General features: G+C 41.1%; 10 protein-coding genes. All 10 read left to right on the top strand.

The window, feature by feature from the left end; translation table 11 throughout:
- Positions 1-321: 321 nt before the first annotated feature.
- The 10 genes from KTR07_RS26775 (at position 322) to glmM (ending at position 13,220) form a co-directional block, all read left to right on the top strand.
- A complete protein-coding gene (locus KTR07_RS26775) occupies positions 322-1,452 on the top strand; it encodes a 6-bladed beta-propeller (RefSeq protein ID WP_178494910.1) in 1,131 nt (376 codons plus the stop codon).
- Between the two features lie 312 nt (positions 1,453-1,764).
- Positions 1,765-1,908 (top strand): hypothetical protein, encoded by a 144-nt coding sequence (locus tag KTR07_RS26780; RefSeq protein ID WP_217315546.1) that lies wholly within the window; start codon positions 1,765-1,767, stop codon positions 1,906-1,908.
- Positions 1,909-2,635: 727 nt separating this feature from the next.
- Positions 2,636-5,767 carry a TonB-dependent receptor gene (locus tag KTR07_RS26785; RefSeq protein WP_217315547.1) on the top strand — a complete coding sequence of 1,044 codons (3,132 nt, stop codon included), beginning with the start codon at positions 2,636-2,638 and terminating at the stop codon, positions 5,765-5,767.
- 19 nt (positions 5,768-5,786) lie between these two features.
- Positions 5,787-7,598, top strand: coding sequence for a RagB/SusD family nutrient uptake outer membrane protein (locus KTR07_RS26790; protein ID WP_178494916.1), 1,812 nt, complete (start codon positions 5,787-5,789; stop codon positions 7,596-7,598).
- 25 nt (positions 7,599-7,623) lie between these two features.
- Complete coding sequence (locus KTR07_RS26795) at positions 7,624-8,091, top strand: hypothetical protein (protein WP_021846724.1); 468 nt, start codon at positions 7,624-7,626, stop codon at positions 8,089-8,091.
- A 390-nt stretch (positions 8,092-8,481) separates the two neighbouring features.
- The gene (locus tag KTR07_RS26800; RefSeq protein WP_287711017.1) at positions 8,482-8,763 is read left to right on the top strand and encodes a glycosyltransferase family 4 protein; all 282 of its coding nucleotides are present in this window, start codon (positions 8,482-8,484) and stop codon (positions 8,761-8,763) included.
- Between the two features lie 232 nt (positions 8,764-8,995).
- Positions 8,996-9,229 carry a hypothetical protein gene (locus tag KTR07_RS26805; RefSeq protein WP_178494922.1) on the top strand — a complete coding sequence of 78 codons (234 nt, stop codon included), beginning with the start codon at positions 8,996-8,998 and terminating at the stop codon, positions 9,227-9,229.
- 253 nt (positions 9,230-9,482) lie between these two features.
- Positions 9,483-10,601, top strand: coding sequence for a 6-bladed beta-propeller (locus KTR07_RS26810; RefSeq protein WP_178494925.1), 1,119 nt, complete (start codon positions 9,483-9,485; stop codon positions 10,599-10,601).
- A gap of 73 nt (positions 10,602-10,674) precedes the next feature.
- Positions 10,675-11,814: an acyltransferase family protein gene (locus KTR07_RS26815; RefSeq protein ID WP_178494926.1), complete on the top strand. Its 1,140-nt coding sequence runs from the start codon at positions 10,675-10,677 to the stop codon at positions 11,812-11,814.
- Positions 11,815-11,831: 17 nt separating this feature from the next.
- Complete coding sequence (gene glmM / locus KTR07_RS26820; protein WP_178494929.1) at positions 11,832-13,220, top strand: phosphoglucosamine mutase; 1,389 nt, start codon at positions 11,832-11,834, stop codon at positions 13,218-13,220.
- The last annotated feature ends 508 nt before the right edge of the window (positions 13,221-13,728 follow it).

The following is a 13,728-nucleotide window of genomic DNA, read 5'->3' on the forward strand; positions in this document are numbered from 1 at the left end:
ATGATGAAATATTTTATTTTCGCATTCAAAAAATTCTTAAATATTATATTATGAAAAAACTAAAAAAATGATGCTTAAGGATGCTCGGTTTTAACAGACGAGGAAAAGAAAGTTATCATTGGCGGTACTGATATAAAATATCAATGTATCAGAGTCCAAAAGACAGGTGATAATGCGTTCATGTGCTATACATTTACTTGTGAGGGTGAAGCAGTAAAAAACTCATGGATAGACTTTTGGACCTCAGCAGGATGGGATGCTGCATGTGTCGATCCCAATGGATCAAATTCTAATCTTTATCTTTGTTAATACGATGAAAAAATGTTTTTTTATTTGCTTGCTGTTCTCTTTCCTAGGAACAAGTTGCTTGGTACAGCGCGATCAATGGATTTGAGGATAGAAACAGTCTTGGAAAGTAAGCCACCCAAATTATCGTCGCTTCTGACAAATATTCGTTATGTCGCACTTGAGACCACGGATCATAGTTTGTTAAAAGAAGCACAGGACGTGGTATTGACCGATAAATATATCGTTTACAGTGATGCAGAACAATGCTATGTATTTGATAAAAAGACCGGTAAATATCTCCATAAAATAGGTAACAGAAAAGACCAGGGACCGCAAGGTTATTCCAGACCCACCTATCCACTCTGTATTATGAACAATGAGGTCTTCATGAAAGACGAGAAGGGTAACCGATACAAAACTTTTTCCTTGGACGACGGGCAGTTTTTGCGCTTTTTGCCGGGTGATGAACCAGAAAAATATCTTTGGTCCTTCGAAAAGACCTTTTTACTGGGGGATTCATTGATTGTTCATTGTCCGTTCAATATTTCAGGGCAAAATCGGAATCGGATGGTGATTAGTACACTTTCAGGGAAGCCCTTGAAAGTGTACCCGAGCATAAACAATGCCTCTGTTAGTCTGACCCGATTTTTCTTTGATTTGTATGAAGTGGACTTCTATAAATACAAAGAGGATGTTTTCTATCATGAATTCACTTCGGATACCATCTTTAAAATAAATCACCAATTGGAGCTTGAACCTCACTATGTGTTAGGATTGGGCGAAAAGCTTCCTACATTGACAGAAATTAGAAACGGTGATGCAATATCTAAAGATAAAAACTTAGTGTTTGGGCATATCATGGAAACCGATCGTTGGCTCCTGTTGTCGAAAAGCGCGTGGACCCATTTCTTTTATCTCTACAACAAACGGACCGATCAGTTCATGCGTTGCGACTATGAAAAGTATAAAGGATTCGAGAATGATCTGGATGGCTTCCTTCCTTTTTGGCCGTCCTATCAAGGGATTGGAAAGGCATCTCATGAAATCTGTTCTATAATCGAAGTGGAAGATTTTTTGGGTGGTATTGACACAACGGGGGAGAACCCTCTTTCATGCAGACCTGATTTTGATGAGAATCCTATTGTGGTCATTGGAACGATGTAATGTTACCGTGCATTAGCGATTTTTCAGTCAACAAGTTACATGGATGAATGTGTTGACTGGAGCTTGGATGTAAATAATGTACTTTAAAGTTTGAGGCGGCAGGTGACAAAGCTGCCGAAACGCAAAGAATGCCCTCTGTTAAAAATCATTTCTTGGCAGAGAGTTTTTTGTGTTTCTTTCCCTCGTAGGATTAGTTCCTTTAGAACTGTGAGGATAGCTAACATTATTGAGGAATATTTTAGATGAATGTTTCCGATCATTATCGGTATCCATCGTTTGCCCTCACGTGAGATCCTGTAATTCTACCTGAATATGCAGCGTTTCCTGTCCAACACACAAGATATAATGCGTTACGAACGCTTCCTATTGATTATGAAATATACTCGTCCGAACAAGATTTCCCTACGGGTACGCAGAAAGTTCTACCGGGTCAATGAGGAAGGAAATCAGCTATAAGGAAGACCTATCGAACTGGTCAATAAGAAGTTTTATAGGGAGACAGTCCGATGTGAGACTCGGGAGATGGCAACATCTCCCTTTATTGTTTTATTTAATAGATATACCTATGCTTGTATAGGAATATCAACCATCCAAATAAAGAATAACGGAGTAAGATGCGGTGCCAATATGCCAATGGATATGAATAATGTCCGCATCGTTTTGTTATAAATCCATTCTCCTTTCATGACAGTACAAAAAATAATTTATTGAAAATGAGCAGATAATATTTATGAAGAGACCGGTCATGCGACATTTCTTTTTATTGGATTATATTACAAATTTCTTAAAAAGTTTATAAAGAATTCTTTTATTTTGGAAAATATTTATATATTTGCCTCCGAAATCACAATAAGTCTTTAAAAACAGACTTGTTTGTTAATTTGTTAACTTAAAAACCAATATATGTAAAGATAAAAAAACTTTAATTTCAGAACTTATTAATATAGTTTTAAACAATTTGCTCGTCTTGCTTTAGAACTAGGGTATGATAAGTGTTGCAGATGGCTTATTCTACTTATTACTAAAGTGCTAGACTGTTTTTTTTACAAGCTATTGATTATGAATAAAATCAATTTAATGTTTTAATTAGGAAAAAACTATAGCATAAAAACGGATTGTTGACGTTGTAAATTATAACAACGATATTCTTTTCTAATCTAACTATTATAAACAATGTAAAATTATGAATCATTTGTTAACCTCTAATGCTTATCTGCATTATCTGAAGTATTTAGGAATAGGTTGCACGCTCATGTGTGCCGTTCCTATCTTCGCATCGTCCGGGTCGGCAGATGCAATATCCGTTGCCATTGTGCAACAACAGGAAGAACGAATCGAAGGTACGATTCTGGATGAAAACGGCGAACCGATTATCGGTGCTTCTATTGTGGTGGAAGGTACCACAAACGGTGTGATTTCCGATTTTGACGGACATTTTGAATTGAATGTTCCTCGGAAGGCTACCATCATCATTTCTTATATCGGATATAAGAATCAAATCATCGTTATCGGCAAGGAAAAGAACTTGCGGATTATCATGGAAGAAGATACGGAAGTATTGGATGAAGTCGTTGTGGTAGGTTATGGTACCACATCCAAAAGAAAGACAACCGCTGCTGTGGCCACTGTCAATGCGGAAAACCTGACTAAGGTTCCTTCCGCCAACATTACTCAAACACTGGCCGGTCAGGTACCGGGTGTCATCGTAGCCTCTTCCGGTGGTGGTATCGGTAAGACTTCTACCATTTCTATCCGTGGTGGCAGCACTCCGCTGGTGGTAATCGATGATGTTATCTCTGAATACCGAGACTTTGAGAACCTGAATCCCGAAGATATCGAACAGATGACCATCCTGAAGGATGCTTCGGCCACCGCTGTTTATGGTGCGCGTGCTGCCGACGGTATCTTGCTGATTGTCACCAAACAGGGTAAAGCCGGCAAGATGTCTGTCAATTACAACGGTACATTCAGTTTTACCCAATTGGCAGAACAGCCCGAAAAATTGGATTCCTATACGGCAGTATCCTATGTAAACCAGAGTTTTAGAAACGATGGCAAAACCGTTCCTTATACTGATGAAGAGCTGGAGAAATACCGTACAGGTTCCGATCCTTACAATTATCCCAATACGGACTGGATGGATTTGGCGCTCCGCGATTTTGCTCCGGAACAAAAGCATACACTGTCTATCAGCGGTGGTAGTGAGAAATTGAAATTGTTTACCGGATTGTCTTATTACAAGCAGGAATCCTTATACGATACCAATACAAACAACCTGCACCGTTACAACATGCGTACCAATCTGGTGGCTGACTTCAAGGAAATTGGTTTGAAGGTGACTTCGGGTATTGATGGTTATATTACGAATCAGACCCAACCTTCTTCTCATTTCGGTACCGGTTATTATTATGTATGGTCTCACCTTCAAAACAAAAAGCCAACAGAACTGGCTTATAACAAGAACGGGGATCTTTATCAGACATCCGATAACCCGCTGGCTGAAATCAGCCCGGAATCCGGTTATCTGAATAACGATATCATGTCCGTTACGGCCAATTTGATACTTGACTGGGCGGTGCCTTGGTTACCGGGATTGAAATTCAAGGCTTTGGGACGTTACCGCATCAACAGTGACAAGAGCAAGCAGTGGGTCAAGACTGCTCCGATGTACGACATTGAAGGCAACATGGGTACTCTGCAAAAACCAAAACTGTTTAAATCCCATTTCCAGGGAAATAATTGGACGACCCAGTTCTTCGCCAACTATGACCAGACTTTTAACAAGGTACACACCGTCGGTGCTACCATCGGTATCGAAGCCAACAAGAGTACTTATGACAATTCCAGTTTGAGTCGTGTGGATTACATTCTGGATGTTGACCAAATGGGAGCCGGTCCTGTAAGCACTGCCAAAAACAGTTCGGCGGAAGGCGAGGCAGCCAATGCGGCCGTGATAGCCCGTATCAAGTATGACTATGCCAGTAAGTATGTGGCAGAGGCGAGTATGCGTTACGATGGTTCCGACCTTTTTCCGGAAGACAAGCGTTGGGGAACATTCTTCTCCGGTTCGTTGGCATGGGTAATTTCGGAAGAAGGATTCTGGCAAACCTTGAAGGAACGCCACATCTTTGATACGTTCAAGATTCGTGGTTCGTATGGTGAAATCGGACAGGCCAACATCGAGCGCTACGCTTATTTGCAGAGTTATAACTTGGAGGAGCGTGGCTACTATATTGGCGGACAATGGATGCCGGGATTCTCCGAAGGTGGTTTGGTGAGTAAGGATATCAGCTGGTATTCCGTGAAGGATATGAATATCGGTATCGACTTCGGTTCATTGAACAACCGCCTGTCTGGTTCTATCGACTATTTCCGCAAGGTGACTACCGGTTACCTGGCCTCTCCTTCCAACGTGAACTATACAGCGCCGTTGGGTACAGCTCTTCCGTATGTAAAGACCAACGGTGAACACATCCGTCAAGGCTTGGACTTCATCATACAGTGGAAAGAAGAACGAGCTGGATGGAAGTATGGCATTTCGGCCAATCTGACTTACTTCGACGCATTTTACAATATCAATCCGTTTGAATCGGAAGCCGACCTGAAGAATCCATACAAGCGCACCACTCAGGCCAAAGGATATTGGGGTATCGGTTATGAATGTGAAGGTTTCTACCGCGACCAAGAGGACATCATAAACTCGCCTATCCGTCAAGGTTCCGTTAATTTGGGTGCCGGTGACTTGAAGTACAAGGATTTCAATGGCGATGGCCTTATTGACGGTGATGACCAGCACCGCATCGGTAAGAACGGTTTTCCGCGTGCTAATTATGGTATCAATTTCGATGTAAGCTATAAGGGCTGGTTTGCAAACATGCTTTGGCAGGGTGCAACCTCCAGAGATATGTATATGGGTGATATGATACAAGGTCTAGGACAGGATAAGGGTTATCTGCCCGTTATCTACGACTTTATGGGCGATACCTGGACTCCGGATAATACCGACGCCAAATATCCGCGTCTGAGAAGTAGCGGAACTATTAATGGAAATAATAACTATACACAGTCTGACTTCTGGCTGATAAACGGAGCCTATCTGCGTTTGAAAACACTGAACGTGGGTTATGACTTCAAGCATAAGCTGTTGAAGAAGACTCCTTGGATAACCAAGTGTACGCTGGCCCTGTCCGGATATAACCTGTTTACTATCAGCCCGGCTACCAAATATGGTATGGACCCGGAAATCGGAAATACCAACTTCTATGATTATCCGACCACCAGAACGTATGCCGTCAGCTTAAATATCGGTTTCTAAACTATTAATACAGAATATTATGAAAATAAACAAATATATTGTTCCGTTGCTGTTCTGCACTGCAGGCGTATTGCAAGGATGTAATGACTTTCTGGACACGAAGCCTTCGGAAAGCTATTCGGAAGAATTGGTATGGAGCTCCCGTTCTACGGCAGAGGCTTTCATATTGCAAACCTATAACAATGTCATACCCAAATATACAGATTTCAAGACGGAAGACTGTCTTACCACCAATTCCGTTTATGTATATCAGGGTTCTCCCAATGCAGTGCGCGAATTGGTAGATCGTGGATGGGATTTCGGTTTCGGTGATTTCGGCACTGTCCGCCGTTGTAACCTGATTATCGAGAAAGTGGCCGCCTCTCCCATCGATGAAAAATCGAAAACTGAATTGATAGCCGAAGGTAAGATGCTTCGCGCCATGACTTACTATTACCAGGCCAAGCATACGGGACGTGTCATCTGGGTAGACCGTGTATTGACGGAAGAGGATGATTTCAATCTAGGACTGACTTCGACCATCAAGGAATCCTATGATTATATATTGAAAGATCTGGACGATGCCATTGCCGGGCTGCCCACCGAATCGAAGGCCGGTCGTTTGAACAAGAACGCGGCGTTGGCGCTGAAGTCTGAAGTTTGTCTGACGGCAGCCGCCTATACGGGAGAGAAAGCCTTGTTCCAACAAGCCATCGATGCAGTGGACGCCATTCAAGGCTATACATTGGACAGCAACTACGAAGGCATGTTCAATCAGGACGGAGCGTATTCTTCTCCGGAAATCATTCTGGCAAGATACCGCAGCAAGGATAACAACACGTGTGGAAACACTTTGATGCAGGAGATGATTCCGAACCAGAACAACGACGCCATCAAGAATTTTGGTTGCTCACCCGTGATGAAGACTGACTTCATCTTCGAGTGCTGGATGTCGCACGCACCTTCACAGAATCTGGTGGACAATTACCTGGTCATCGACCGTTTGACCAATCAGGCCGTACCTTGGAACGAATCCACCCAGTTCAAGAACAGTGTGAACGAAGTGCCTGTCAGTGATGTGGCTGACATGGCTTACGACCCGAAAGAACTGGTAAACGGCAAGGGCTACGTGTCTAAAGACGGTACCAAACTGAACGAGTTGGTTTACGGTAACCGTGACAAACGTTTTTACGCTACCATCGTATACGACTCTTGTCTGTTCTACGGTGAAACCATCACTATGTGTCAAAAGGGTAACCTGAACCGCTGCTCACGTGTGGGAAATCCAGGTACTTCGCACATGCCGTTGACCAACTACATGTGGCGTAAGAGTATCTACAATGTATCGCCCCGTCCGTTCGTCGATGTGCTCACAGATTATCATTATGTGGTTTTCCGTTTGGGCCGCGTATTGATGAACAAGGCGGAAGCGTTGCTTTGCCAAGGCAAGTGGCAGGAAGCTATGAACGTGATAAACAAGACACGTGAAGTACACGGAGGTCTGCCGGCTTCTACGGCTACCAATCTGGCAGAAGCGTGGATAGACTACAAACGTGAACGTAACGTGGAACTTCCTTTGGAAGGTGATTACTACTGGAGTTTGCTGCGTTGGGGAAAGTACGGTCAGGAAGCCAACCATGGTCTGGCTCCGACCAGCGTGATTCCGGAACTGAATTGTCCGGCTACATTCTCTGAAATTTCCAAAGACCGCCAGCGTATGTTTGTGGGACAGGTACAGTTTACCAATGACCAGCGTGAGTTCCGTACCCGTCGCTATCTGTTTCCCATTCCGCAAGGAGTGATTAATGCAAATCCGGCATTAAGTGATGCCGATCAGAATCCTGAATGGTAATTTATAAATTCTAAATAGAACGAATATGAAATTGAAAATGAATATTTTATGGTTACTCATGCTGTTGTGCCTGCCTTTTGTCAGTAGCTGTAAAGAAGATTTGCCAGCTTATGGTGAAGCCGAAATCACGAAGGTAGGATTTTATCATAAATATTATGGCCCCGACAAGGATGGTCTTACCGGTGAAAACATTTCGGTAAACAAAGAATTGCAATGTAGATATACAATAAACAATGACGCAGCCACAGTAGATTGCATCGTGACAGTTCCGGCAGCAGATAACAAGTATACGGAAAGCATACGTGCTGAAGTATCTCAAAGTAAGTTAGCCGGATATATGAAAGTATCCACTGCTGCTCATGTCATACCGATTGAGGACGCTCCTACATTGGGCGTTCCCGGTGACTGGACACACACGAACAAGTACGTGGTGAAAGCGGCAGACGGCACCGAAAAGGTGTGGACTGTACGCATCACGGAATTTAAAAAATAGAATTTAAGAAGTATCACACAAAAACTGATAGTTTTAGTCATGAGTTAAAGGTGTGTTGTGAAACACACCTTTAACTTCTTTCTTTTTTTTAAAAGTGTTTTCAAGACACTCCAATACTTACAAGAATTAGGACTATCGGTTAGGAAAGCCATTATATCCACTATAGAAAAGTTCCATTTTTCTTCTTTGAATAGTATGGACTTTCTTAATTTCAAACAGTTTGATGGTATTGTGCCGAGTCATAATACAATAGATAAGGTTATTTGTTTGTCGTAAACTACACGAAATTTGTTGATTGCAGACTATCAATTGAAACCCGAAAAAACTACTGTTATTTACAATGGTCTGAAAGATGAGGGAAGAATGATAGCAGAGGAAGAACGAAAAAAAATGAAGCAATCCTTATCATTCGATGCAGAGGATTCCATTATCTTGTTTGTTGGCAGACTGGACAGCATCAAAGGAGTGGACTTTTTAATTAAGGCATTCCGACGAGTCTTGGATGTATATTCTCATACCCGTTTGATATTGGCTGGTGATGATAGTTACAACATCTGCCTGAAAGAATGTAGCGGCATCCGTAGCGGGATTACATTCACCGGCAAGGTGGATAAGGAGAAGCTATACCAATATTACCGGATAGCTGATGTAGAAGATTCATTCCGTTCATAGTAGGTACGGGAAAAGAAGCCTTCTGGTTTCCGTTAGCAGCAGATACAATTGGCGGTTTGATTATGTCCATTATAGGAATTTTCATATTTTTGCCTATATTTACGCAGAAAAAATAAAACAATGACATTGTATCGTTTAATTTTTATTATAAATGAAAAGATGAAACAAATTAGAGAGCAGTGATGAGGTCACTGTAGAGTAAATATCTAATAGCACTAAAAAAAATACAATTATGAAGTTAAAAAAAATGATGCTGCATGATGAGCACGAAGTAATGAACGCGAGTGAAATGAAACAAATTGTTGGTGGGCAAGTTATCAGTTCATCTACATGTGGAATGAACAACGGTAAATGTTTTGGTGGGTGTCCTATTCAATATGTGGAGGGTAATTGGGTTCAAGGTAAATGTACGAGATACAAAATAACTTCTCTCATAGGTGGCGGATATGCTTGTGCTTGCATTTAAATAATAAGTAAACAAATAGGGTATTCAGTTCTATGTTCTCAATTTTGATATTGATTCAACAGTTTAATCTATTGATTATGAATTAGAACAATGTTGTTTTGAAGCGAATTTAACTCTAAAAAAACATAATTTTCTTTGCAACATTCCTCATTATTATACGGTTATCAGTACTTTGAGTAGAATACGAATGTTTTTTGATTCAAAAACCGGAACATCAAACTGGACACCCTAGTAAACAAAAATAAACAAACTTATGGATTTAAGAGAGATTGCATACACACTATCACTATTTACTCTCTTTTTTTCATCCTGCTCCAAGCAAGATGAGATAAATGATAAAGTGATTCAGATAGATATATCTACCAGCCAGCCATTGAATATGGCAGATATAGTGAAACACATTTCTATCATTCCGCTGGAAACGAATGATTCTTGTTTAATAAAACGGATTGTCTCCATGCAGGTACAAAACGGTAAAATTTTCATAAACAATGACCAGAATGAAATTATGGTATTCGATGGAAAAGGGAAGTACATCCATAGCACACGTCATCTCCTTGGACAGGGACCTAATGACTATATTGGGGTATCCAGTATGTATATAGATGATAATAGCCACATCGGCATCTATGAGCCGTTTTCTCCCCGAATAAGAGAGTATGATAATTTCCTGAAGCTGGTGCATTCTTATCAAATGAATATACCAGACTCCACTCGTTCTGCGAGGGAAATGCGTTCCTATGCCAAACTGACGGAAGATATCTATGTCATCAATGACCCCAAGGATATTTATTTCTATTCGGTAAAACAAGAAAAAATTCTGAAGACCATACATGATGAATATCCTGATTTAATAGGAATTACCTCACATTTCAGATTGGCAAATTACAATAATGCATTATTCTATTCCTATTCTTATCCTTGCGATACGCTTTATAAGGTAGATAAAAGTACTCTGTCCCTACATCCAGTTGCCATCTATGATTTTAATGAGGGAAGTGTCAATATAAAGGAAATCCCTCAAGATATGCCGATGGATTATTACATGTACTATCTCATGAAAACAGATAAGATTATAGTATTGGATAAATTTCATTTGCATGATACGGATATTGGTTATTTTATGAAAGAACAGAATTCCTATTTTGCTTATAAAAAGAAAAACGGGAAAGTGACAGTATATCAACAGGAAAAAGAATACACATTTCCCATTCCGTCAGCTATTGAGGATAATAAGTTCTATTACGCTGCATTGCCGCATAAAGTAAATACGTTTATAGACAAAGCTTTGATGGATAAACAAGACATTGAACGTATTGAGAATTTTAAGGATGACGACAATCAAGTTGTCGTTTGTTATGAACTTAAATGAGAATGTCGGAGGTATTATTATGAAATCAAGGAAAATGATGCACCACAACGAACACAGTAACAACAGAATGATTATGGGAACAAACATTACGAAACAGCGCCTTGAATCGTTGGACGTATTGCGCGGATTTGACCTCTTTTGTCTGGTAGCCTTGGAAGGCATCATGCATCCATTGGCCCATGCCATCGATGCCCCTTGGTTTGATTACTTCATGTGGAATTTTACCCACATGGATTGGGAAGGACTGTCGCCTTGGGACCTGGTGATGCCCCTGTTTATGTTCATGAGCGGTGTATCCATTCCGTTCGCCTTGTCGCGCTATCGGAAAGAAGCAGTCAAGGGACAAGCATATAGACGTATATTGAAACGAGTCATCTTGTTATGGATATTCGGTATGATGTGCCAAGGAAACCTCCTTGCCTTGAATCCGGAACGTATCTATCTATATACCAACACCCTTCAATCCATAGCCGTGGGTTATCTAGTGGCATCCCTACTGTTCCTGAATACAAGAGTCAAGACCCAAATAGGCATTGCCGCCGGATTGCTGTTTACCTTTTGGGGATGCATGGAGTTCATCAGTGTGGACGGATACGGCTACGGCAACTATACTCCGGACGGGAATTTGGCCGAATGGATAGACCGCACTTTATTAGGAAGATTCAGAGATGCAGCCACCGTACAGGACGGACAAGTAGTCTTCGCACCTTGGTACCGTTATACATGGATATTGAGCAGTCTGAACTTTGCCGTCACCACTTTGACCGGTTTGTTTGCCGGATATATCCTGAAAGACAAAACACGACAATCGGTACGAAAGTTCTATCTATTGGCGGTTATTGGTGTGTTATTAGTTGCCGCCGGATGGTTATGGAGCTTTCAGATGCCGGTCATCAAGAAACTGTGGACCAGTTCCATGGTGCTTCAAACCAGCGGATGGTGCTTTTTGCTAATGGCTGTATTCTTTTGGACTATCGACCACAAAGGCTGGTGTAAGCATACGGAATGGCTGAAGGTGTACGGCATGAACTCGATTGCAGCTTACATGCTGGCATCGTGTATCAGTTTCAACTGCATCGGTTATTCATTGTTCCACGGATTGGAACAATTCTTAGGTGATTATTACCAGGCATGGATAGCCGTAGTGAATGCTGTCATTATTTATGGCATTTTATGGATGATGTATCAAAAGAAAATATTCTTGAAAGTTTAGTATAAACCTTATAAATTATGACATTAATCAAATCTATTTCCGGTATTCGCGGAACAATCGGAGGCCAAGCAGGTGAAGGCCTTAATCCGTTGGATATTGTTAAGTTCACTTCAGCATATGCAACGCTGATTCGTAAGACAACTACCAACAGGAGCAATAAGATTGTGGTAGGCCGTGATGCACGCATCTCTGGCGAAATGGTGAAGAACATAGTTTGCGGTACCTTGATGGGTATGGGCTTTGATGTAGTGAATATCGGATTGGCATCAACTCCGACTACAGAATTGGCAGTAACTATGGAAGGTGCTTGCGGTGGTATCATTTTGACTGCCAGCCACAATCCCCGTCAATGGAATGCCTTAAAATTACTGAACGAAAACGGTGAGTTCTTGAATGCAGAAGAAGGTCAGGAAGTGCTCCGCATCGCTGCTGCCGAAGAATTCGACTTTGCTGACATCGACAACTTGGGCAACTATCGCGAAGACAACACTTACGATGACAAGCACATCGAAGCTGTCTTGGCATTGAAGTTGGTGGACTTGGAAGCTATCCGCAACGCCAAGTTCAAGGTGGCTATCGACTGCGTGAACTCGGTAGGTGGTGTAATCCTTCCTAAGCTGTTGGAACGCTTGGGTGTGGAAAAGGTAGAAAAACTTTATTGCGATCCGACCGGTGACTTCCAGCACAATCCGGAACCATTGGAAAAGAACCTTGGTGACATCATGGGCTTGATGGCTAAGGGCGGTTACGATGTAGCTTTCGTGGTTGACCCGGACGTTGATCGTTTGGCTATGATTTGCGAAGACGGTAAGATGTACGGTGAAGAATATACTTTGGTAACAATAGCCGATTATGTACTGAAGTACACTCCAGGCAACACCGTTTCTAACTTGAGTTCTACACGTGCTCTCCGCGATGTAACTCGCAGGTACGGTTGCGAATACAACGCTTCTGCTGTAGGTGAAGTGAATGTAGTGGCTAAGATTCGTGCTACCAACGCTGTAATCGGCGGTGAAGGCAATGGTGGTGTCATCTATCCGGAAAGCCACTGTGGTCGTGATGCTTTGGTAGGTATTGCTTTGTTCTTGAGCCACTTGGCACACGAAGGTAAGACCGTAAGCAAGCTCCGTGCAACTTATCCTCCTTATTTCATTGCAAAAAACCGCATTGACTTGACTCCTGAAACTGATGTGGATGCTATCCTTGCTAAGGTGAAGGAAATGTACAAGGACGAAGAAGTGAACGATGTCGACGGTGTGAAGATTGATTTCCATGATAAGTGGGTTCACCTCCGCAAGAGTAATACCGAACCAATTATTCGTGTATATTCTGAAGCTTCAACCATGGAAGCTGCCGATGAAATCGGACAGAGGATAATGAATGTGGTTTATAGCTTGGCAAAATAATTTATTAATTAAGGTATTCTGTTATATGTTCTCAATTGAGAGATTGATTCAAGATTTTAATCTATTGATTATGAATTAGAAGATTTTTTTGATATGCTTTTTAATTGATAAAAAGCATCGTATTTTTCTTTGCTAAATCATATCATATATATTATATGGTTATCAGTATTTTGAGAAATATATGATTGCTTTTTTTGTAAAAAGCTGGAACTTTAAATTGGATACCCTATTCATTAATCTTGGCACTGATATACAAGCGGACACCAAAGATAAAATTAATTGTAGATTATAACTAAAAGTTATAATAAGTAGTTCTTTGAAAAAAAAGCGGAGAGAAGATCTTGTTAAATAAAATGATTCAGATATTTATATATATCTTTACATTTCATTTCAATTTGAGTGCCATCACTTCTAATGATGACACCAACAGCATTAAGAGGAACTTTTATCTTAGGGACATTCATTAAATATTACAAAATCAGCCAACTAATTCATACACAAAGTATTG

It is taken from the genome of Bacteroides sp. MSK.20.82, assembly GCF_019052485.1.
Lineage (GTDB): Bacteria > Bacteroidota > Bacteroidia > Bacteroidales > Bacteroidaceae > Bacteroides > Bacteroides thetaiotaomicron.

Excerpts from the sequence above, each read along its gene's own strand:
- KTR07_RS26785 (WP_217315547.1), top strand. The coding sequence starts at position 2,636 with ATGAATCATTTGTTAACCTCTAATGCTTATCTGCATTATCTGAAGTAT.
- KTR07_RS26805 (WP_178494922.1), top strand. The coding sequence starts at position 8,996 with ATGAAGTTAAAAAAAATGATGCTGCATGATGAGCACGAAGTAATGAAC.
- KTR07_RS26815 (WP_178494926.1), top strand. The coding sequence starts at position 10,675 with ATGGGAACAAACATTACGAAACAGCGCCTTGAATCGTTGGACGTATTG.
- KTR07_RS26775 (WP_178494910.1), top strand. The coding sequence starts at position 322 with ATGTTTTTTTATTTGCTTGCTGTTCTCTTTCCTAGGAACAAGTTGCTT.
- KTR07_RS26790 (WP_178494916.1), top strand. The coding sequence starts at position 5,787 with ATGAAAATAAACAAATATATTGTTCCGTTGCTGTTCTGCACTGCAGGC.
- KTR07_RS26810 (WP_178494925.1), top strand. The coding sequence starts at position 9,483 with ATGGATTTAAGAGAGATTGCATACACACTATCACTATTTACTCTCTTT.
- KTR07_RS26800 (WP_287711017.1), top strand. The coding sequence starts at position 8,482 with ATGAAGCAATCCTTATCATTCGATGCAGAGGATTCCATTATCTTGTTT.
- KTR07_RS26795 (WP_021846724.1), top strand. The coding sequence starts at position 7,624 with ATGAAATTGAAAATGAATATTTTATGGTTACTCATGCTGTTGTGCCTG.
- KTR07_RS26780 (WP_217315546.1), top strand. The coding sequence starts at position 1,765 with ATGCAGCGTTTCCTGTCCAACACACAAGATATAATGCGTTACGAACGC.
- glmM (WP_178494929.1), top strand. The coding sequence starts at position 11,832 with ATGACATTAATCAAATCTATTTCCGGTATTCGCGGAACAATCGGAGGC.